17 protein-coding genes are annotated in these 22,326 nt (G+C 60.6%); 6 read left to right on the plus strand and 11 right to left on the minus strand.

All coding sequences use genetic code 11. The features are described 5' to 3' along the window. Window positions 1-2: 2 nt before the first annotated feature. From ACR0K9_RS00215 to ACR0K9_RS00240, 6 genes are read right to left on the minus strand one after another with little or no spacing between them, the layout of a single operon-like run. The gene (locus ACR0K9_RS00215; RefSeq protein WP_480819823.1) at window positions 3-770 is read right to left on the minus strand and encodes a polysaccharide deacetylase family protein; all 768 of its coding nucleotides are present in this window, start codon (window positions 768-770) and stop codon (window positions 3-5) included. After that, a complete protein-coding gene (locus tag ACR0K9_RS00220; protein WP_480819825.1) occupies window positions 767-1,909 on the minus strand; it encodes a glycosyltransferase family protein in 1,143 nt (380 codons plus the stop codon). The genes ACR0K9_RS00215 and ACR0K9_RS00220 overlap by 4 nt, the downstream gene beginning before the upstream one ends. Then, on the minus strand, window positions 1,906-2,490 hold the full coding sequence (locus ACR0K9_RS00225) for a histidine phosphatase family protein (protein ID WP_480819827.1): 585 nt from the start codon (window positions 2,488-2,490) through the stop codon (window positions 1,906-1,908). The genes ACR0K9_RS00220 and ACR0K9_RS00225 overlap by 4 nt, the downstream gene beginning before the upstream one ends. Beyond that, complete coding sequence (locus tag ACR0K9_RS00230) at window positions 2,487-3,563, minus strand: glycosyltransferase family 4 protein (RefSeq protein ID WP_480819829.1); 1,077 nt, start codon at window positions 3,561-3,563, stop codon at window positions 2,487-2,489. The genes ACR0K9_RS00225 and ACR0K9_RS00230 overlap by 4 nt, the downstream gene beginning before the upstream one ends. Further along, complete coding sequence (locus tag ACR0K9_RS00235) at window positions 3,563-4,810, minus strand: glycosyltransferase family 4 protein (protein WP_480819831.1); 1,248 nt, start codon at window positions 4,808-4,810, stop codon at window positions 3,563-3,565. Before ACR0K9_RS00235 ends, ACR0K9_RS00230 begins: the two co-directional genes overlap by 1 nt. Further along, window positions 4,807-6,021: a glycosyltransferase family protein gene (locus ACR0K9_RS00240; protein WP_480534001.1), complete on the minus strand. Its 1,215-nt coding sequence runs from the start codon at window positions 6,019-6,021 to the stop codon at window positions 4,807-4,809. The genes ACR0K9_RS00235 and ACR0K9_RS00240 overlap by 4 nt, the downstream gene beginning before the upstream one ends. 388 nt (window positions 6,022-6,409) lie before the next feature. Between ACR0K9_RS00240 and ACR0K9_RS00245 the strand changes: the two genes are divergently transcribed. Then, entirely contained in the window at window positions 6,410-8,782 is a 2,373-nt protein-coding gene (locus tag ACR0K9_RS00245) for a mechanosensitive ion channel domain-containing protein (RefSeq protein ID WP_480820601.1), read from the plus strand. An 88-nt stretch (window positions 8,783-8,870) separates the two neighbouring features. On the opposite strand, the gene ACR0K9_RS00250 is transcribed toward ACR0K9_RS00245, so the two are convergent. The 5 genes from ACR0K9_RS00250 to ACR0K9_RS00270 are packed head-to-tail and all read right to left on the minus strand — an operon-like array spanning window position 8,871 to window position 16,095. Then, window positions 8,871-10,226 carry a CoA transferase gene (locus tag ACR0K9_RS00250; RefSeq protein ID WP_480819833.1) on the minus strand — a complete coding sequence of 452 codons (1,356 nt, stop codon included), beginning with the start codon at window positions 10,224-10,226 and terminating at the stop codon, window positions 8,871-8,873. Next, the gene (locus tag ACR0K9_RS00255) at window positions 10,223-11,377 is read right to left on the minus strand and encodes an ABC transporter permease (protein ID WP_480819835.1); all 1,155 of its coding nucleotides are present in this window, start codon (window positions 11,375-11,377) and stop codon (window positions 10,223-10,225) included. Before ACR0K9_RS00255 ends, ACR0K9_RS00250 begins: the two co-directional genes overlap by 4 nt. Continuing rightward, window positions 11,374-12,402 (minus strand): ABC transporter permease, encoded by a 1,029-nt coding sequence (locus ACR0K9_RS00260; protein WP_480533995.1) that lies wholly within the window; start codon window positions 12,400-12,402, stop codon window positions 11,374-11,376. The genes ACR0K9_RS00255 and ACR0K9_RS00260 overlap by 4 nt, the downstream gene beginning before the upstream one ends. A gap of 14 nt (window positions 12,403-12,416) precedes the next feature. Further along, complete coding sequence (locus tag ACR0K9_RS00265) at window positions 12,417-14,330, minus strand: ABC transporter substrate-binding protein (RefSeq protein WP_480819837.1); 1,914 nt, start codon at window positions 14,328-14,330, stop codon at window positions 12,417-12,419. Next, window positions 14,323-16,095 carry an ABC transporter ATP-binding protein gene (locus tag ACR0K9_RS00270; RefSeq protein WP_480819839.1) on the minus strand — a complete coding sequence of 591 codons (1,773 nt, stop codon included), beginning with the start codon at window positions 16,093-16,095 and terminating at the stop codon, window positions 14,323-14,325. The genes ACR0K9_RS00265 and ACR0K9_RS00270 overlap by 8 nt, the downstream gene beginning before the upstream one ends. Before the next feature lie 229 nt (window positions 16,096-16,324). On the opposite strand from ACR0K9_RS00270, the gene ACR0K9_RS00275 reads away from it, so the two are divergent. The 5 genes from ACR0K9_RS00275 to ACR0K9_RS00295 all read left to right on the plus strand — a co-directional run bounded on the left by ACR0K9_RS00275 (window position 16,325) and on the right by ACR0K9_RS00295 (window position 22,274). Next, window positions 16,325-16,822 (plus strand): class I SAM-dependent methyltransferase, encoded by a 498-nt coding sequence (locus ACR0K9_RS00275; RefSeq protein WP_480533989.1) that lies wholly within the window; start codon window positions 16,325-16,327, stop codon window positions 16,820-16,822. Between the two features lie 80 nt (window positions 16,823-16,902). Then, window positions 16,903-17,532 (plus strand): glutathione S-transferase family protein, encoded by a 630-nt coding sequence (locus ACR0K9_RS00280; RefSeq protein WP_480819841.1) that lies wholly within the window; start codon window positions 16,903-16,905, stop codon window positions 17,530-17,532. Window positions 17,533-17,640: 108 nt separating this feature from the next. After that, window positions 17,641-20,043: a GcvT family protein gene (locus ACR0K9_RS00285; protein ID WP_480819843.1), complete on the plus strand. Its 2,403-nt coding sequence runs from the start codon at window positions 17,641-17,643 to the stop codon at window positions 20,041-20,043. 2 nt (window positions 20,044-20,045) lie between these two features. Further along, window positions 20,046-21,590 carry a trimethylamine methyltransferase family protein gene (locus tag ACR0K9_RS00290; RefSeq protein WP_480820603.1) on the plus strand — a complete coding sequence of 515 codons (1,545 nt, stop codon included), beginning with the start codon at window positions 20,046-20,048 and terminating at the stop codon, window positions 21,588-21,590. Next, a complete protein-coding gene (locus ACR0K9_RS00295) occupies window positions 21,591-22,274 on the plus strand; it encodes a TetR/AcrR family transcriptional regulator (RefSeq protein ID WP_480819845.1) in 684 nt (227 codons plus the stop codon). The last annotated feature ends 52 nt before the right edge of the window (window positions 22,275-22,326 follow it).

Raw genomic sequence — 22,326 nt, forward strand, 5'->3', positions numbered from 1 at the left:
GGCTATCCTTCTGTCATTGGTTCATGCGCAGCAGTCCAGGGTACGCCCGGCCCATCAAGCAATCGTTGCAGCAGTTCCTGCGTAAAGATCCAGACGTCTTGATCATGGACCAGATGGTGCGTCAACATCCCAAACGGTTCCGTGTTATCCGCACGCCCTTCGCGCCGATCCCGCAAAAGCGCTACCGTTTGCGCGATCAAACGCGCGGGATCGACCAGACCGCGCGTGCCGTGCCAATCTATCGGGTCCAGATGAGTGTTCACTTGTTCCAGATTAGGAGCCGCCAGCACGGTTTTGCGCGCCGTTGCGGTGGACAGGATACGATAGCCCAATGCGGGCAGATGCGTTGCGATTTCAGGGGCGATCCGGTTCCATGGCGGGACGAACATCGGGCATAGCTGTGTGCCGAATATATCGCGCAGCCGGCTCAGACCCGCCTCAGCATCAGCCACAACAGCGTCAATTGGGCGGTGAAGGCGGAACTCGGCTTTCTTTTTAGCCGTTGGCGCATGATTCCGATGCGCCCAGCCGTGCACGACCGGGATCAATTCGGGATGCACGCTGACATATTCCGCAAGTTCGATCTGCGCGCCCTTCGGGATCACTGCCAGATGGACAGGCAATCCAAGCCTCTCTGACAGGGTGCTCAGGGTTTCGAGCTGCGGCGTGATATCAACCGCGTCGTCGTCTCGCCACCAGAGCGGCAAGGACAGACCCGCTGCCAGCCAAAGCTCCAGTTCCGTTTGCAGAGGCTTCCAGTCGGGTGTCATCCTTTGGCTTTCCTCAAGCGGGTTGCGATCTCGACGGTCTGGTGGGCGCCATCGAAACCATCTGTCAGCGCGTTGCGCTTTGGTCCGGATAAGACGCGGGTCAACGCATCGGCAAGGGACTGGCCATTCAGATTGTCGCTTTTCAGGACCGCAATCCCGTCAAGCCGGGCAAGACTGTCTGCGCGCAAGCTCTGTTCCACCTCATTGCCGTCATCGAAGGGGACCAGAACCGAAGGGGTGCCGCTCTGTAACAGATCCATCGCCGTGTTATAGCCGCACATGCTGACCGATGCGGCCGCCAGCGGCAGCATTTGGCGAAAGTCGGGCCGGACGGGTTCGATGGTAATCGGGGCTTCTTTGGCCAATTCCGACAATTCGGCAATGCGCGACGGGGCATCTTGCCCCCCCACCAACAGGCGCCAGCGCCTGTTGGGCATCTTTCGGGCGGCCTCGATGGCCGCTCGAAAGATCGGCTGCCCGACCGAACCGCCACCCGTGCTCACCATAATCTCACCCCGCCCCACACCATCTGGATGAGGGAGCGGAGCTGGTGAGGCAACAAAGCCCGTATAGTGCAATCGTGAAGCCAACTGATCCGAGACCGGCCAGCTGACCTCAAGCTTTGCGATATCTGGATCGGAATGAACAAGCACGCCGTCGTAATACTGCGCGATGACTTCATCCGCACGCTCGGCCTTTGCAGGCTTGGATGGCGGTGCGAGTATGTCGCGGACCGAGCTTAGTATGACCGGTGGGATCGGCAAAGACTGTGCCACCTCCAGCGCCGCGAGGAACTCAGCCGCAAGCGAGCGGCGGCCAAAGGGATAGAGTTCGGTGATGAAGACCTCGGGCCGAAAACTGCGCAGCGCTTCGGTCAGCGCGGTGAGGCGTGCGGCCAGATAGTCCGGGCCTGCCTCCTCTCGGCCTTGGGTCAGCAATCTTGTGAAATTGGTGCCGTCCGACCGCAGCGGAGGCAGTCCCAGAACGGCCATCCCTTCGGTGCTCAGTTGCGGGGCAGGCATACCGCCCGAGACGACAAATACCTCGTGGCCCTGTTGCACGAAGGCGCGGCCCAGTGTCAGCGCGCGGCTGAGATGTCCGGTCCCCAGCAGATGGGTGACCGAGATCATCACCCTCATGGGCCGACCTCGCGCGGGATCAACCGGATTGGCTCGGCCTCGGCCTGCATGGTGTTGAGGTCGACAATATAAAACCTGTTCCGCTTGATCTTGAACGGGGCAGGCCCTGCGAAATCCCAACCCCAGGCTTTGGCAAGGATCACCCGCATGATGCCGATGTGACAGACGGCCAGCGTGTCACCGTTGAGTGTTGCCAGCCAGGGTTCGATCCGCGTCCAAATCTCGGCCGGGCTCTCTCCGCCGGGTGGGCGGAAGCCCCAGCCCCAGTCTTCGATATGCCGGTAGCCACTGTCCGGTATCTGGATCAGGTCCACACCGCGCTTTCCTTCCCAGTCTCCCCAGTTCATCTCGATCAGGGCATCAGAGGTTTGCGGCGCGCGCCCCGAAACCAGCTGCGCAGTTTCCGCTGCGCGCGCCAGGGGGCTGGACCAGACCGAGGCGGAATCCCACGGGGCAGGCAGGCTGTAACCCGACAGCTCGGCACGCGCCTCGTCATCCAGCGGGATGTCGCTGCGCCCTTGAATGCGGCCTGCGCGGTTCCAGTCGGTGTGTCCGTGACGCAATAAGGCCAAACGGGTCATGTGCGATCCTCCAACAGTGGTCTGGCGGCAGACCAGAATGTATCGGTTGCGGCGGGCAGCAGGTGGCGCGCGGCGACATAGTGGCGGGCGCGTTCGCCCTCGGTCCGGCGTAATTCCGGATCTTTCAGATATGTCTGAATGTGGGTCGCCAGACCAGCCGCTCCGACATCAACACTTGGATAGTCAGAGGGCAGCAGAACGTCGACCACGCCAGGGCGGTCCTGGGCCACGACCGGCACACCGCTGGCCTGCGCTTCGAGATAGACCATGCCATAGGCCTCGTTGAAACCGGGCCAGATCAACAGCGAAGCATGCTCATAGATTTGCTGCAACTCAGCGCGGTCAAGCTGTCCGAGAAATCGGACACGACCGGCAAATGGCGTCATGAGCGCCTCGACTTGCGATCTCGCGGGACCGTCACCGACGATATCCAGCGTCCAGTCCCCGGTCAGATGCGCCAGCGTTTCCGCCAGAATGGTGTACGAGGTCAGCTTGTCCCCTTCGCGCATCATTCCCACGGTCAGCATCGGACCATCCAGGGTCGACGCGTCCGGCAACGTACTGACCGGCAGGAAAGGGGGCAGTTCCACCAGCTGCTGCTCGGCGTATCGCTCCCGCTCCAGCGTGATCAGGTCGTTTGCCGTGTGGTAGAATATGACCTGCGCCGCGTCACAGGCCGCATGGGCGCTGCGAGCGAAGCGATCCCAAGGCCCGTTCAGCCGACTTGTCGCGCGGGTGCTTTCAAGCTGGACATAAGGAATACCCCGTGCACGGCTGACGACCGGCCCCAAAAGATCGGGGGCTTTGTAATAGTTGTGATAGGTCACCCACAGGTTCGTTTCAGCGGGCAGTTCACGAATCAAACGGTCAGCCTCAGCCTGTGCATCAGTCTCAAGCGCTTTCTGCACCTGCCGGTCACCGGTTTTGTCATAGACCCGAAGCCGCGAGGCGAGTTCGACCCGATCCCCCTGCGCCCCGATGGCCTTCATCAGGTTCCGCGCCATTTCACGATCGCCCGAAGGCGTGGGGCTGTCGGGGGATTTCATCGGCGCGTAGAAAGCAACCCGAGCCATCAGGCCCGATCCGTGCACAGGGCGTTCAGCCGGTCGGACAGGCGGCGGATGCCGGGGTCCATCTGGAACTCTGCAATCAACCGCTCATATGCGGCCCCTGCCATGCGGGATGCTGTATCGGGGTGTTCGGCCAGATCAGTAATAGCGCGGGCCAGAGCGGCGGGCTCATCGCTGGACAAGGTGCCATGGACGCCACTCTCGATGAACTCCGGTATGGCCGAGATCGGCGTGGATAGAATCGCCAAGTGCTGCGAAGCAGCTTCCATCAACACATTGGGCAACCCGTCCCGGTCGCCGTCTTCGGCGATACGGCTGGGCAGGACAAACAGATCGGCCTGCTGCATTTCGGATATCACCTCGGGCTGATTGCAGGCCCCTTTCCAACTGATCCGATGGGTCAGCCCTGCCGCATCGGCCTGCGCTTCCAACTTCTGGCCAAGCGTGCCGCCGCCGATATGGGTCCAGTGCCAGTCCAGTGTCTCAGGCAAAAGCGCAAACGCGTCGAGCAGCCGGTCAAAGCCCTTCTTTTCGACCAGGCGACCGACCGAGAGCATTCGGAACGGCGCCCCGGCTTTCCGCGGCTCGCGATCTGGCGGGGCGGGAAAGCGCGACAGGTCCAGCCCGTGATAGATCAGGTCGATCCGGGTCGGGTCATCGGCGAATGAACGCAGGTGATCGGCCCCGATGGCAGTGCAGGTCGCGCCGAAAGCCGCGCCATACGTGGCGGCCTGCAGCTTTTCGCGTTTTTCCCACTCCGGCGAGGTCCAGATGTCCTTGGCATGGGCCGAAAAGCTCCAGGGCAGGCCGCGTATGATCGCGGCGTAGCGCGCCACCGATGAAGGCGTATGCATGAAATGCGCATATAGCACCTGGGTCTGCTCAGGAAGCTCGGCAGCCAGAACGCAGGCCTGACCAAAGCGACGGATGCGATTATGCGTGGGGTCGCGGCGCAGGTCCTGCCGCCAGACCTTGTAGGCCCGTTCGTAGCCGGGCAGGTGCTGGGCACGCAGACGGGCGGCTTGCAGCCGTTGCGGCTCGTCATACAAGTATTCCGGCAGGTAATGCACCTGACCCTGAAACCTGTCATGCAACGGGTGGCGCTTGGTGTCGGTGGGGTGACGCAGCGACCAGATGTCGAACTGATGACCGGCCTCCTGCAGCGCCACCAGCTCTTGCGCGATGAACGTCTCGGACAGGCGCGGCCAGCCTTTGACCAGCACCGCAAGCTTGGGTGATTGGGTGGTCATCCGGTGGCGCGCTCTTGTTCCGTTCCCAGCAGGGCGTCCACACGGTGGGTGACGTAGTTCAAACCGTCCAGCAATCCGGCGCGCATGGCTTGCGAGGGCAGCGGTTGGCCCGGCAACTTGCGGATCGCACGGATCATCGCGTCAGCAGTCAGCCCGTCCCGGTTTTCGTCCAGCATCCGCACCAGCCCCAGATCCTCGGCACGCGAGGCACGTATCCATTGCTCAAGCCGGGGGGTCGTGCGGGGCACGATGACAGCGCGTTTGTCGAATGAAAGAACCTCGCAAAACGTATTGTAACCACCCATGCAAACGACACCGGCGGCACCGGCAAACAGGGTTTCGATTTGGGATTCGAAGCCGACAGCCTTAACGCGACCATTCAGTGCTGCGACGCGGGTTTCAAATTCTTCCCGCAGTTCACCGGACAGGAACGGACCATAAACCAAAACCGCGCGTGGCGACAATTCCGGGTCTTTTTCGTAGGCCGACAGGACAAGATTGACCATCGCCTTGCCATCACCACCGCCGCCGGGCGTGATCAGGATATAGGGTTGTTCAGGAGGCTCGCCCACCGGACCCAGATCGCGCCGCAGGTAGCCGGTCCAGTGAATGCGCTGCTGCGCAGAAGCGCTGAGCGGCAGACCCTGTGTCGGATCATAGATCGAGCGCAGGCCATAGACCCAGATCTCGTCATAGAACCGCTCGGTCGCGGCGATGGCATCCTTGCGGTGCCATTCGGCGGCCAGCACTTCGGGCTCGTCCAGAACGTCGCGCAAACCCAGAACCATTTTGGTAGTTCTGGTGCGTTCGAGGTGTTCCAGGGTCGGCAGCAACTCTCCGCGAAAGCCGGTGGGTTCCTTGTCGACGATCAGCACGTCGGGGTTGAATTGCTCAACTGCGGTCTGGATCAGGCTCGAGCGCAGATCGGTGACTTCCTCGATCCCCATTCCGATGGTCCGCGCTGCATAAGAACCATCGGCGCGCTTGGTGACCCCGGGCAGGCGCACATGGTCAACGCGGCGTGGAAAAGTGAAGCGTCCTGCCACGGGCGAGCCGGTCAAAATCAGGGCCGAAGCTGTAGGGTCAGCCTGCGTTATCGCGGCAGCCAGAGCGCGCGACCGGCGCAAATGGCCCAGACCGAACGTGTCGTGGCTGTAAAGCAAGATGCGCGGCGCGCGGCTGTGTGTTTCGTCTGCTGTTCCTAGGCTCATGCCTTCGCCTGTTTCGGGTTCCGGTGCAACTCCGCGCGTTTGCACCTGTTATCGTATATGTTCTGTGCCCGCTTGCCAAAGGGGCAGGCTGCGCCGTGCAAATGTTGCAAACATTGCGAATTGGCAACAGGTTTTTTGTCGGCCGATCCATCGCTGGGTTGCCTTGAGTAGAACCGTTTATGGCCGGGTGGGCAAAACGGGCATACTCCGGATTGTCATATTCAATTTTCATTGAATTGAAAACACCTTATGCCTTGGGTGAGTCTCACGGCAGATGCCGTTGGAACACGGGTACCAAACGAAGTGGCCGCGATATCCCGAGAGGATTTGAACCGGCGTCGTGGGTTCTGTAACCTGCTGTGCAATCGCGAACTGGATAAAGCACATGATGAAGAAGACAATTCTCGCCCGGCTGGCTCTTGTGGTCTGGGCCTTGTCGCTGGCTTTTGTAACCGCGGCGGCCGCGCAGTCGCTCATTCCGGGGTATCCGGGGATCACGGACGAGACAGAGACCGCTACCGCCGCGGATGGCGACGTGGCGGCGGCCATCAAGGCAGCCACCGAAGCCGGCGCCAGCGTCATTGTGATCGACAGCGCTGGACAGGTGGTGACAACGCCCGATTCAGAATCCGCGACGGCACAGGATGCGGCGGACCCGATGGCCGACGGATCGCAACTGATGAAGGCGCAGGAACGCTTTTCCGAGTTCCGGCAGTCCGTGCGGTCGCGGCTTGAGGCGCTGCCCTATTCGGTATTCGAAGTAAAATACGTGCTGCGGCAGACAAGCCCGGATGGCCGTATCCAGACCTATATTGAAGTGCTGGCCTGGAACATCCTGTTCCTGTTGTTGGGGCGGTGGTTGTCCACCGAGATTTATGGCAAACGCATCGCCAAACGCTTTGTGGTGGCCCGGATCAAGGAGCAACCGAGCGGCTATCGCGAGAAGATGCCGTTTCTGGTGTACCGCTTCGTTATGGGGATAGGCGGCACGATTTTTGCGATGATCATGGCGCTGATCGTGGGGTATCTGATCTTTGGCGAGGCCGAGGATATCTCGATCCAGTTTACGGTGACGGCCATTTTCACCGCGTTCTTCCTGTCGCGCACGGTGGCCGATCTGTGGCGTATGATCCTGTCCCCGTTTCTGAGCCAGTACCGATTGCCGCCGTTTTCGGACCGCGATGCCAAGCGCTTGTATCGCTGGGCCTCGGCGCTGGCGACCTATGATATCTCGGTGGTGCTGTTCGCAACCTGGGTTGCGGATTTTGGGCTGAACTACAACGTCTATGCGATGGTCTATGGCGGCCTGACTTTGGTCGGGGCCTTGGGCAATGTGCTGATGATCCTGTTCAATGCGCGGGCCATCTCGAACGCGATCCGGGGCGGGCGGGCACCGGATCAGGTATCGTGGATTTCGCGGTTCATCTCGTTTGCATGGGCGCCGGTTCTGATCCTTTACATGGTGTTCAGCTGGTTCAAACTCGCGGTCGATCTGGTGCTCGAGGTCGAGGACTCGATCCCGATTGTGGCCAGCAGCTATGCGATCTTCATGTCCGTTGTCGTGGCCTATGGCGCGATGAACTATCTGCTTGAGCGTTATTTTGATCGCAATCGCCAGATGGAAGAGCTGAACGCGGAAGCGGAAGACGCAGAGGTCGAGACTGAGACCGCCACGCCCGAGGCCGAAAAGCGCAAATATGCCATCCTCACCTACGAGGACCTTGCCCGCCGGGTGGCTGGAATTCTGGCCTTTGTCGTGGGCGCTTATGCACTGGTGGTGATCTGGAACCCGCAGGCCAGCTGGAGCGAGGATTTGCCGATCGGGCGGGCGCTGGACGTGATGGTGATCCTGTTCATGGGCTATATCCTGTTTCATTTCTTTCGGGTCTGGATCGACAGCAAGATCGCGGAAGAGGCTGTGGACGTTGGCGCAGAAGCGGAACTGGGCGATGAGGGCGGCGAAGGCGGCCAAAGCCGTCTGGCGACCCTGCTGCCCCTGTTCCGCGGGGCGATTCTGGCAGTGGTTGTGGTGACGATCGCCCTGATCGTGTTGATGGAGCTTGGTATCAATGTCAGCCCGCTGTTTGCGGGTGCCGGTGTGGTCGGTCTGGCCGTGGGTTTCGGCTCGCAGACACTGGTACGCGACATCTTCTCGGGCGCGTTTTTCCTGATGGACGATGCGTTCCGGAAGGGGGAGTATATCGATATTGGCGACGTGAAGGGGACGGTCGAAAAGATTTCGGTCCGGTCTTTCCAGTTGCGGCATCATCTTGGGGCGCTGAATACGATCCCGTTTGGTGAGATCAAGGTGCTGACCAACTATTCGCGCGACTGGGTGATCATGAAGCTGCCGCTGCGGGTCACCTATGACACCGATGTTGAAAAGGTGCGCAAGCTGATCAAGAAGCTGGGGCAGGAGCTGCTGAGCGATCCGGTGATCGGTGACAATTTCATTCAGCCGCTGAAGTCGCAGGGCGTGATCGAGATGCAGGATTCCGCGATGATCATCCGGGTCAAGTTCATGACAAAGCCGGGCGATCAGTGGCTGGTGCGCAAGAAGGTCTATCAGGATATCCGCGAGCTGTTTGCCCGTGAAGGCATCCGGTTCGCACATCGTGAGGTCACGGTGCGTTTGGCGGATGATAAGGAGGCCGAAGATCTGACGCCCAAGCAGCGCGAAGCGGTGACGGGTGCGGTTCAGGCGGCGATTGACGAGGATTATCTGGATGATATCGGCCCCGGCGGGGGTGACGACCGCTAGGGGGCTCTCCCGCCTCTTTGGTCTGCATCGCTGACGCGATGCCGCCCAAAGCGTTGGGCCGGGCCGCGCGTTCCGCGCGGCGGGTGTGTCAGACCGAATGCGGCGGCCAGGCGGCGTCCGATGTGCCCAGTTTGGCGGCGGGCAGTGGCCAGTTCATCGCTGCGGGGCCAACAGAAAGCGCCGGTTTCAATCGGTGGCCCGGGCCCCAGCCTGAGGCCTCGGTCACGTCCGCATAATCGGATGGGGACGCAGCTGTGATGTCCTCAGCGTCGCTGCTTTTCGCGAGGGTCGCCAAAAGCTCGGCGGTACGTGCGAGCGACAGGCGGGCATCCATCACGGTTTGGCCCGATGCGGCCTCGGTCAGAGCCGAGAGAACGGCTGCGGCCATCAGATAGCCTGTAGCGTGATCCAGGGCCTGAACGGGGAGCGGCGTAGGCTTGTCGACCGAAGCCCATGCCATCCCGGCATCGGCGATCCCGGCGCTCATCTGCACAAGGCTGTCGAACCCGCGTCTTGCGGCCCATGGGCCTTGCCAGCCGTAAGCGTCCAGGGTGACCTCGACCCGGTTCGGGGCAAGCTGATCGCGGGTGGATTTGTCCAGCCCGAGCGCATCCAGTGCGCCGGGACGATAGCCGTGAACCAGCACATCGGCCTGTGACAGCAATTCTTTCAGATGATTCATGCCCCCGGGCGATTTCAGGTCCAGATAGGCGCAGTGCTTCCCCAGCGAGATATCAGGGATCACTCCGGGCTCGTCCCAGCCGGGCGGGTCGAAGCGCAACACGTCCGCCCCAAATCCCGCAAGGGTTCGGGTTGAAACCGGACCAGCTAGTATCCGGGTCAGATCAAGCACACGAAGCCCGGCCAACAGGCGCTCTGCGGTGGCCTGAGGCCGGTCGCGCAGAGTGACATTGCGCGGCCCGTGCCAGCCGATCAGCGGCTCGCGGGCCACGACGCGCCCTTGCGGATGTTCTTGCCATTCGGAACGGGTGCGCATGGCGGCGGCGACGCCACCCTCGGCGACGATGGAGGTTTCCAGATCGAAGATCGACCAGTCTTTGATCGCGCGGGCCACGGTGTCCCGATCCGCCTTGACCTGCAGCACCTTGAGCGCTGCGGCGCGGTGGTGGGGCAGGTTGGTGTGCAGCCTGATCCACCCATCAGCTGCCTTGTAGTCGCCTGCAATCGCATCCCAAAGGCTGGGCATCTCCCACCCGTCGGGTTTGAAGGAAAAGCCGTACCATAGTGAGGCGAGCCGGTGATCCACGGTAATTTCGGGTGGTTTGGCCGCGAGGTTGGTCGCCACCATCAGGCGGGCCAGTTCCTGCCCCACGGCGGCGAAGCTGGCTGTGGCCAGTTCGGACACCGCGAAGGCGCTGGGGCGGGCTCCGGTCCCTTTGACCAGATAGCTGTCAGTCGCGGGAAGGGAAGACAGCAGGCTCATTGCTGATAGGGATCCAGACTGTCGCGCAACCCGTCGCCAAGGAAGTTGAAGGCCAGCACGATAACGATGATCGGCAGCATCGGAATGGCGGTCCAGGGGTAAATCTCGATCGAGGCAAGGTTCTGCGCGTCATTCAGCATCACGCCCCAACTGACCGCAGGCGCCCGCAGGCCAAGGCCGAGGAAAGATAGCGCGGTTTCCCCAAGGATCATCGCCGGGATCGACAGCGTAGCCGAGGCGATCAGGTGCGACATGAAATTCGGCAGCAGGTGTTTGCGGATCACCCGGCCCGAGCTTGCGCCCATCATTTCGGCGGCGCGGACATATTCTTCTTCCCGCAGCGACAGGAACTTGGCGCGCACGGATCGGGCAAGGCCGGGCCAGTCAAGGATGCCGAGGATGATCGAGATGATAAAGAAAACCGCAACAGGGCTCCAGTTCGATGGCACGGCTGCGGAGAGAGCCAGCCAAAGGGGCAGCTCTGGCAGGGAGCGTAATATCTCGATCACGCGGTTGATGACCCAGTCGATGCGCCCGCCGAAATATCCGGCCATTGATCCGAACAGGATGCCAAGAAAGAATGAAACCGAGATGCCGATCAGACCCACGGTCAGCGACAATTGCGCCCCATAAAGGATGCGGCTGAACACATCCCGGCCCAGACGGTCTGACCCCCAGAGAAACAGTGTCGCCCCTTCCGGTGCGCAGAACAGATGTGTGTCCGTTTTGATCAGACCCGCCAGTTTGTATTGGGAGCCTTCGCAGAAAAACCGGATCGGCCGCGGGTCTTCGGTATCGGGAACGAATTTCCACTGGAAGGTTTCAAGGTCTGCTTCCGCGACGATGGGATAGACATAGGGACCAATGAATTCGCCCTCATGGAACCAGTTGATGGACTGGGGCGGGGCATACAGGTGCTCTCCGTTCCGGTCATTCGGACCATAGGGCGCAATGAAGCCCGCAAAGGGCAGCATCAGGTAACACAGCAGCAGGAAGATGCCCGAGATCAGGCCCAGCTTGTGCGTCTTGAACTTGCGCCAGACCAGTATCCAGTTGGGGGCATCGAGATCGGCACGCTCCAGTTGCTGGATCGAGGCCTGCGGGTCGAATGGGGCGTCGTCGACATAGCGACCATCGGGACGTTGGGTCATGCTTCACGCCCCTCATATCTGATACGCGGGTCAAGCATGACCAGCAGGATATCCGAGATCATGGTGCCGATCAGGGTCAGCAGCGCCACGAACATCAGGATGAAGGCCGACAGGAACTGATCCTGCGTCTTCAACGCCGTCAGCAGGGTGGGGCCGATGGTTTGCAGGCCCAGAACGACCGAGACCAGAACCGAGCCGGACACCATTGACGGCAGCAGGTTGCCAATGTCGGCCACAAAAGGGTTGAAGGCTACGCGCAGCGGGTATTTCGTCAGCATCCGCGACGGCGCCATGCCCTTGGCGATGGCAGTTTCCACGTAAGGCTTGCCCAACTCGTCCAGCATGTTGGCCCGCAAGCGCTGCATCATCGCCGACGCGCCCGAGGTGCCAATCACAAAGGTCGGCACGATCAGGTGAAGCAGGATGGATTTGAGCTTGTCCCAGCTCATCGGTTCGCCTTCGAACCTGGGGTCCATCAGGCCGCCGATGGGCAGGTTGAAATACTGATGACCATAGTAGAACAGTATCAGCGCCAGCAGAAAGTTCGGCGTGGCCAGACCCAGATAACCCACAAAGGCCGAGGTATAGTCGATCCAGGTCCGCGACCGTGCGGCGGCGATGACGCCAAGGGGCAGGGCGACCGCATAAACGAACAGAATGGCGGCCAGATTGACCACCACGGTCAGCCAGAGCGTATCGCCGACAATCTCGGAAACCGGGCGGTCAAACTCGAAAGACCAGCCATAGTTGCCCTGCAACAACCCTTCGAACCCATGGGGACCGGGCCAGAAGCCCATCCAGATCAGGTATTGCTCGGGAAGGGTCCGGTCCAGCGAGTATTCCTTTCGTAGAAACTCGGCCTTGGCGACGCCTGCGGACTGGCCCGAGGCCTGCAACTCGGCGATCTGATTGCTCAGGTAATCGCCGGGCGGCAGGTTGATGATCACGAAGATCAGGACCGACACTACCAACAGTGTCAGCAGCATCGTAAAAAAGCGATACACCGCATAGCGCAGCATGACCATTTAGCTGCTCCTGATCAGTCGGCGAAGAAGAACTCGTCCGGGCGATGGATACCAAAATGCGCGCCGGGTTCCCACGCCCACATGGCTTGTTCGGGCACGTTGCGCAGACGGTTCGACACGACAATGGGCTGCGGTGCACCGTTCAGGATGCCGATCGCGTAAAGCTGCTGGGCGTGGATATCCAGCATTTCACGCCATACAGCCTCGCGTTGTTCATCAGTGGTCGCGACCTCCCAGTTATGGGCCAGTTCCATCAGGCGTTCAGCCTCGGGCATGTCGGGTGGCTCGCCTGAACCGCCGGCGGTTTGATGGTACTGTCCCCATTTCGGCCAGGCCAGAAAGACCTGATCGGTGGGCGCAAGATAGGCCGGAGACGTGTGGTTCTGCGGAATGCCGTCATCCCAACCAAACCAGACCGAAGCCATGGTATTGCCCGAGAAAACCCGGTTGCGCAGAATATCCCTGTCCAGCGGCCGCATCACCAACTTGACCCCAATCTCACGCCATGTATCGGTGACGATCTGCATCGCGTTTTCGACCTCTTGGCGTTCGCCGGCGGTCTCGATCACCAACTCCATCGGGCGCCCATCGGGCAGAAGGCGGATGCCATTTCCATCGCGTTCGGTCAGCCCGGCCTCGTCCAGCAGGGCATTGGCCATGTCGGTGTCATATTGCGCCCAGGCCTGTGCATTTTCTTCATTGTAATAGGGCGAGGCAGGCAAAACCGCCATGGCGCCGGGCTTGGCAAGTTTGAAATACAGCGCCTGATTGATGGTCTGGCGATCAATCGCCAGTGACAGAGCACGGCGCACACGGACATCGCGCAGCACCTCACGCCAGGTGTCATCTTCAAAGTTCAGGTTTGGATAGATCGCGATCTGCGACGCCACCCCGGTTTTCCACAGCAGGGTCTTGTATCCGCCTTGTGCCTCACCCTTTTTCAGGATCGAGGCGTCGCGGAACGCCAGCCCACGTCCCTGCAGATCGCTTTCACCGGCGTTGGTTTTGGCCGCGACCAGACCCGGGGCTACGATCTCCATCTCGACCACATCGATATAGGGCAGTTGCACCCCGTCGGAATCGATGCGGTGATAATAAGGATTGCGGATGAAGCTGTGCCGGATTTTCTTGCCCGAGCTGGCATTCTTCCACGGTTGCAGGGTCGGGAGTTCCTCGTTGTCGAATTTATACAGGTTATCCAGCTTGTTATGCAGCGCTGCCCAGCTTTTGACGCGGGCATCTTCAACCTGAAAGGCGAGCTCCTCCGCATCGGCAAATTTCTCGTGGTATTGCTTAAGGAATTCGGACGGACGGTAGATGAAGGGCGGGCGGGCCTGTGCCAGCGATTGCAGGAAGTTCGGGTTCGGGTTTTCCCATTCGAAAATCACTGTGGTCTCATCGGGGAAACTCACCACCGGCGGTTTGCCTTCGACCAGCAGAAAATCCGGCGGGCCAGAGGGGCTGAGCAACTCGTTGTTTGCCACATCCTCCCACCAATAGCGGAAGTCTTCCGAGGTGAAAGGCGTGCCATCCGACCACTTGTGGCCGGGGCGCAGTTTCAGGGTGAATTTGCGATTATCTTCGTTTTCGAAGGATGCGAGAATATCCGGGACGATGTTGTAATCATGGTCGAAACCAACCAGCCGGGCATAGCCATAGACCACCATCTGCCGAATGTCCTTGGACCGAGTGACCATCGTGCGCAGTGTTCCGCCTTGCGTTCCGGGTTCACGCCCTTTGGCGGCAAGATCAACGATGAGCGGGTCATCAGGGATGCGCTCGGAAACCGGGGGCAGGGTGCCGCCTTCAACTTCGGATTGCCAATAGGTGCTTTCTTGCAGGTGCGACGGATTATCTGCCGCAGCAGGAAGCATCCCAACAAGGACCAGCGAAGTGGCCAGCAGCAATCGATGAGTGGTTTTAAACATGGCAACGTACCTTATGGCCGGGCTCCATCTCTACCAGTGAAGGTATCACGGAGTCGGAAAATCGGAAGGCATCATCCCAACTGTCTGGCGAACCCGCGCCCAGAGCGACCAGTTTCAGGTCGATCGGGCGATTGATGTCAGGCTCTGGCTGGGCAGCGATTAACGCCTTGGTGTAGGGGTGACGAGGATTATAGAACAGGGTTTCAGGCGGGGCCTGTTCGACAACAAGGCCCTGACGCATCACGGCCACTTCATCGGCGATCCGCGCGACAACCGCCAGATCGTGCGAGATGAACAGATAGGACAGGTTCAGGCTGTCCTGCAGGTCCTCCAGCAGGGTCAGGATCTGTTCCTGCACGGATACATCCAGCGCCGAGGTCGGCTCGTCACAGACAATCAGCGCCGGGTCCAGCATCATTGCGCGTGCAATTGACAGGCGCTGGCGCTGACCGCCCGAGAACGCATGGGGATAGCGTTTGAGCATATCGGCATTCAAACCTACCCGCTGCAGCATCTCGGCCGCTTTGTCGCGTTGTTCAGCTGTGGTGCCAAGTTTGTGGATTTCCAGCGGCTCGGTCATGGCATCCTGAATGCGCATCCGCGGGCTGAGCGAGCTGTAAGGGTCCTGAAACACCATCTGAGCCTTGCGCTGGAACGCGGTTCGTTCGGTGCGCGTCATCTGGTGAACGGTGATCGGTTCGGAATCTGCCGAACTGCGAAACAACACCTCTCCTCCGGGATCGGGCAATTCCGCCCCCAGTGCAATTCGGGCCGCGGTGGTCTTGCCCGATCCGCTTTCGCCGACAATGGCCAACGTCTTTCCTCGTGCCAGTTTCATGTCGACGCCCCGGCAGGCGTGGATCAGCTTGTCCGCTTTCCACCCCTTGCTGGAACGCATGGTATAGGTTTTAGAAACCCCGCTCATACTCAGGATCAGGTCTTCGTCGGGCATCGGCAGGCCCACCGCATCCTGATCGGGAATCTCCGGTGCGGCATCGAACAGCTGCCGGGTATAAGGATGCGCGGGATCGGTCAGAATCGGCGCGGCTGGTCCGGATTCCATCACGCGGCCCTTGTGCATGACAACGACCTGCTCGGCCATATTAGCCACGACACCAAGATCGTGGGTGACAAGGATCAGCGCCATGCCGGTCTCGCGCTGCAATTCCTTGATCAGTCCCAGAACCTGCGCCTGTGTCGTCACATCCAGTGCGGTCGTGGGTTCGTCAGCGATCAGCAATTCCGGCTTTGAAACCATGGCCATGGCGATCATCGCCCGTTGCCGCATGCCGCCCGACAATTCGAACGGATAGCTGTCATAGGCACGGGCAGGATCGGGAAAACCCACGCGTTCGAACTGAGTCAGAACCTCTTTGCGCGCCTGCGCCTCGGACGCGCCGCGATGCAGCCACAAGACCTCGCTCACCTGATTGCCGATTTTATGCAGCGGAGACAGCGACCGCATCGGCTCTTGAAAGATCATCGAAATCCGATTGCCGCGAATGCCGCGCATCTGCTTTTCGCTGATGCTGGTCAGGTCGGCCGTGCCTTTGGAATCATTCAGCGTGATGGTACCGCTGCGAATCTGCGCGGTACGCGGCAGAATGCGCAACGCGGCCCTACACGAGATTGTTTTTCCAGACCCTGATTCTCCGACCAGAGCCAGTGTTTGACCCGGCGCGACATCAAAGTTCACATCACGAACAACGGCTTCGCCCGCGCCAAAACCAATGCTTAGATTCCGGACGGACAACAAGGCATTCATGCGGGCATTCCACCCGTCTGGCCGCTTGGTAACATCGGCGTTGCTATCTCCCTGACTTTTTTGTGCAGTTTCGCGCGGTCGGGGCGGGCTAGTCAAACACCTTCTTACGCAGAAACGTCGCGGAAACATGAAATGCGTTCCGGGGTGGCTACACAAAGTCTTGAGATTTTGTCATCAAAGGCGCAATCGACCCCGGTTAAGGTCGCCCGACAAAGAATGAGGTTTGCCCGTGTCCCAGCAACAAAGCCGACTGGATCTGTTTATTGACCGAATGGTTTCGCAACGCGCTTGTCTGGATTTTGCAATCGCCCAAACGGCAGGCCAGACCGGCCCGGTGTTCGAACTGGGTCTGGGCAATGGGCGCACCTATCACCACATGGTGCAGTACATTCAGGACCGCCCGGTCTATGTGTTCGAGCGTGCGGTGGCCTCGCACCCGGATTCGACCCCACCGGACGAGCTGGTGATTCTGGGAGACGTGCGCGAGACTTTGCCCGCCTCGGTCGACCGGTTCGGTGCCTCGGCCAGTCTGATCCACGCCGATCTTGGGGGGCATAACCGGGAAAAGAATGATGCCTTTGCCCGGTTCGTTTCGCCATTGATCGAACCCTTGCTGGCCCCCGGTGGGCTGATGGTGTCGAGCGACCGGATGTACTTCGACACGCTGAAGGAACTTCCGCTGCCGGAAGGTGCGGTTGAGGGACGCTGCTTCATCTACCAACGCTGAAACGCCATGGGGTCACGCTGGGCTTTGCAACGGGTGGGTCGCTAACCCTTGGGTACCATGCTTTTGAGGAGCCTGATTTCATGTTGTTCTACGATTGCTCGACCGCCCCCAACCCGCGCCGTGCCCGGATGTTCATCGCCGAGAAGGGCGTCGAGATCGAAACCCGCGACATATCCATCGCCAAAGGCGAACAACTGAGCGATGCGTTTCGCGCCGTGAACCCGCGCGCCACGCTGCCGGTTCTGGTGACCGATGAAGGAACGGTTCTGACCGAGAATCTCGGAATCGCGGCCTATCTCGAGGCGCGGTTCCCCGAACCTGCGCTGATGGGGCGGACGCCGGATGAAAAGGCGTTGGTTTTGATGTGGAACGCGATGGTCGAGCAGCAAGGAGGCCTGCCGATTGCCGAAACGCTGCGCAATACTCATCCAGCCTTCAAGGACCGGGCGATTCCCGGTCCCGTGAATTATGCCCAGATCCCCGAACTTGCGCAGCGCGGCGCTGCCCGGGTGGTCGCGTTTTTCGAACTGATGGAGGCCCGATTGCAGGACAGCGCGTTCCTTGCCGGTGATCGTTTCTCGCTGGCTGACATCACCGCCTTCGTGTTCATCGATTTTGCTCGCGTCATAAAAACGCGAATCCCTGCCGAAAACGCAGCCACCCAAGCCTGGTTCGCCGCGATTCAAATCCGCTCCAGCGCCACTCTTTAGGTGTATTTCGATATCGAACGCCCGCTTGCATCGAACTGTACAGAAATGTCTAGACAGAAGTGAACAGTGCTACTAGCGTCCACTGCAATCAGTGCAGGAGAGCGCAGGATGAAATCTCAGTATCGTGTTGTTGTGATCGGGGGCGGCGTTGTCGGGGCCTCGGTTCTGTATCATCTGGCCAAGTTTGGTTGGTCTGACGTGGTCATGCTGGAACGGCGGCGTCTGGCGTCGGGGTCTTCCTGGCACGCGGCGGGCGGGGTGCATGCGCTGAATGCCGATCCGAACATGGCGGCGTTGCAATCCTATACCATCGACCTGCTCAGCGAGATCGAAAAGGAATCGGGTCAGAATATCGGTCTGCACATGACCGGCGGACTGACACTGGCCGGGACCCCGGAACGATGGGAGTGGCTGCAGGCCAACTATCGTATTTTCCAGTCCATCGGCATCGATGATTGTGAACTGCTAAGCCCCGAGGAGGCGCAGAGACGCTGCCCGATCATGTCCACCGACGGCGTGCTGGGCGCGATGTGGGCGGATCGCGAGGGGTACATCGACACCACCGGCACAGTGCAGGCCTATGCGACCGCCGCGAAAAAGCGCGGCGCGGAATATTACGAGGAAACCAAGGTCGAGGAACTGATCCAGACCGATGAGGGCTGGCAGGTGGTGACCGACAAGGGCACGATCACCTGTGAACACGTGGTTAACGCCGCTGGTCTCTGGGCCAAGCAGGTGGGCCGCATGGCCGGGGTGGAACTGCCGGTTTCGCCGCTGAAACACCACTATCTGATCACCGACACGGTGCCCGAAGTCGCGCAGGCGGATTTCGAGATGCCGATGACCGTCGACCTCGAAGGCTTCACTTATATGCGGCAGGATCAGAAGGGCGTTCTGGTCGGCATTTACGAGGTCGACCACGAGCATTGGGCCATGGACGGCGCGCCGTGGAACTATGGTGAGGAGCTGTTTCAGGAACAGCTCGACCGCATCGAGAACGAACTGACATTGGGCTTTGAACGCTACCCGTCGATCCAGAACGTGGGCATCAAGACTTGGGTGAACGGCGCATTCACCTTCTCGCCCGATGGAAACCCGCTGGTCGGTCCGGTACCCGGCAAGCGCGGCTATTGGTCGGCCTGCGCGGTGATGGCGGGCTTCCTGCAGGGAGGCGGTGTCGGCAAGACGCTGGCCGAGTGGATGATCCATGGCGAGCCCGAGGCTGACGCATGGCCGATGGACGTGGCCCGCTATGGCGATTTCGCGCAGAACAAACGCTATATCCGCGAGACAACTGGCCAGTTCTACTCCCGCCGCTTCGTGATGACCTATCCGAACGAACAACTGCCCGCAGGCCGTCCGCTGAAGATGGCCCCGGCGCATGATGCGATGACACAAGCCGGATGCAAATGGGGCGTCAGCTGGGATCTGGAGGTGCCGCTGTATTTTGCACCGAAAGGGTTCGAGGAAACGCCGACGCTCAAACGCTCGAACGCGCATGATATCGTGGCTGAGGAATGCAAGACCATCCGCGAAGGCGTCGGCCTGCTGGATATATCAGGCTTCTCGAGGTTTGAGGTCACAGGGCCGAACGCGCAGGCGTGGCTGGACAAGGTCATGGCCTCGAAGCTGCCCGCACCGGGCCGCGCCAAACTGGCACCGATGCTGGGCGAGAACGGGCGGCTTAAGGGCGATCTGACTGTGCTGAACTGGGGCGACGGAACCTGGTGGATCATGGGCAGCTACTACCTGCGCGCCTGGCACATGCGCTGGTTCGATGATCACATGATGGACGGCGTGAATATCCGTGATCTGGGTGAAGAAATCTGCGGTTTCGCCGTGGTCGGCCCCAAATCGCAGGCGGTGGTCGAGAAGCTGGCGGAACAGGATATCTCGGGCCTGAAATTCATGGGCTGCGGTGAGTTCGATATCGGCCTTGTCCGCGCCCGCGTCGCGCGCATGTCGGTAACCGGCGAGAAAGGGTACGAGATCAACTGCCGCTATGGCGATCACATCAAACTGCGCCGGATGCTGCTGGACGCCGGGGCCGATGAGGGCATCCGCGAGTGCGGCTTCAACGCGATGCTGTCCACACGGTTGGAGAAAAGCTTTGGCATCTGGTCGGCGGAATTCACGCAGCTCTACACACCCGGTATGACGGGTATGGATCGCTGGATCGACTGGGACAAGGATTTCGTCGGCAAAGAGGCCGCGCTGGTCGAACGCGACGGCAACGGCCCGGCGCAGGTGCAGGTGACGCTGGAGGTCGACGCGCTGGACGCCGATGCCAGCGGTTATGAGCCGATCTGGGCCGATGGTGAGCGCGTGGGTTTTGTCACCTCGGGCGGCTATGGGCACTACACCGGCAAGTCGCTGGCTATGGCATTGGTCAACCGCGACAAGGCCGCGCCGGGCACCGAATTGTCGGTGCATGTGGTCGGGGTCGAACGGCCTGCGCGGGTGATTGCGCCATCTCCGCATGATCCAGAAGGCAAAGCGATGCGAGGCTGATGATGGTGGCGCAGAACCGGGAACGCAGACGCCGCGGGCGGGGGGCTGAGGCCGCCCCACCGCCCAGCCGCGATGTGAACTATCGCCAACTGAAAAACCCCTTCCCGCTGATGGAGGTGTTCCCGGCGGATCAGATCGCAGACATGCATGAAACCGCCCTGCGCATGTTGGAAGAGCTGGGCGTAAAGGTCCTGCTGCCCGAGGCACGCCGGATCTATGCCAAGGGCGGTGCCCGCGTGGATGAAGACAGCGAAATGGTCTTTATCGGGCGCGATATGGTCGAGGCCGCAGTCGCCTCGGCCCCGAAATCCATTGCCTGTCGCGCCGGGGCGCGGCGCAGGGATTTCACGCTCGAGCTGGGCTCGCTGGTGTTTCAACCCGGGGCAGGCGCCCCGAACGCCACTGATCTGGAACGGGGCCGTCGGCCTGCGACAGGGCAGGACTATCTGGAATTTCTGAAACTGACCCATCATTTCGACGTCTTCCAGATGATCTCGCCCCAGGTTGAACCGCAGGACGTGCCGACCCATCTGCGTCATTACTTCACCACCCAGGCGCAGATGGAGTTGACGGACAAGTTCCCCTTCTTCTTCTCACGCGGAACACCGCAGGTGATGGATTGTTTCGAGATGCTGTCCACCGCGCGTGGCTTGTCGGATGATGAGTTCCGCGCCAACCCGCATAGCTACACGATCATCAACACCAATAGCCCGCGCACGCTGGATATTCCAATGGCACAGGGCCTGATCGACTTTGCGCGGCATGGCCAGATGTCGATCATTACGCCGTTCACCCTGATGGGCGCAATGGCGCCGATCACCGTGGCGGGGGCGATCACGCTGTCCCATGCCGAGGCGCTGGCCGCATTGACCTTGACGCAACTGACCAATCCCGGCGCACCGGTCTGTTATGGCACCTTCACCAGCAATGTGGACATGAAATCAGGGGCACCGGCTTTCGGCACGCCCTCGCATTTTCAGGCATCGTTGGCGGCGGGTCAGTTGGCGCGGCATCTGGGCCTCCCGTGGCGGTCTGCGGCGGGATCGGCTGCGAATATCAACGACGTGCAGGCGGCCAATGAAAACCAGTTCGGGCTGTGGGGCTGTCTGATGGCCGGGGCGACGGTGATCATCCACTCGGCGGGCTGGCTCGAGGGCGGCTTGACCGTGTCCTTCGAAAAGATGATCTGTGACGCCGAAGTGCTGAACATGGTCGCTGAACTCTGCGCCGGGGCGCAGGCGGGCGCTGCCGAGATCGGCTATGACACCGCCCTGCGACAGGTCGACCCCAGCGGCCATTTCTTCGCCACCAGCCAGACCATGGAGCGTTACAACACCGCGTTTTACCAGCCGCATGTGCACGATTACGCGAATTTCGGCACCTGGACCGAGCGCGGCGCAGTGGACACCAACCATCGCGCAACCGGCGTGTGGAAGGACATTCTGGCCAATTTCGAAGCACCCGCTCAGGATAGTGACCGCATTGGCGCGTTGCAAGATTTCATAGCCCGCCGCACGGCCGAGGGCGGCGCTCCGCCGGAGAGTTGAATGAGCAGCAAACCCATCCTCCACCGCGACGACCCAAAGGCCGAACCGCTGGTCGGCAACATCAAGGTCACCCGTGATGACTGGCTGAACGTGGCGATGGATGTGCTGATCTCGGACGGGGTCGAGCAGGTCAAGGTGATGAACCTGGCGGAGCGCATGGCGGTCTCGCGGTCATCGTTCTACTGGTATTTCAAGTCCCGGCAACAGTTGCTGGACGCGCTTCTGGACAAGTGGCAAGCGACCAACACGGCGGCCTTGATTGCGCAGTCCGAGCTGCCCGCCAAGACAATCACCGCGGCAGTCTGCAATGTTCAGCGATGTGTTGTGAACGCTGCTTTGTTCGATACGGCGCTGGATTTTGCCGTACGCGACTGGGCGCGCCGGTCGGGTAAAGTACGCCGAATGCTGGACCAGTCCGATGCGCTGCGACTGTCGGCATTACGCGCGATGTTCGTGTGCCATGGCTATGACGAAACCGAGGCCGAAACACGCGCGCGGGTACTGTATTATATGCAGCTCGGTTATGATTTTGCTCAGTTGAACGAACCGATAGCAGTTCGTCTGTCTATGGTTCCGCACTATCTTTATGTTTTCACCGGGGTCGAGCCGTGCCCCGAGGAAATCGCGGAATTCAGCGCTTATGCGAAACACTTCTGGGAGGGGAAAGATCATGAACGGTCCTGACACGATCATCATCCGCGCCGGTCTGATCCGTCCCGCGTGTGTGTCAACGTGC

The sequence above is a fragment of the Ruegeria sp. L12 genome (genome assembly GCF_056531745.1).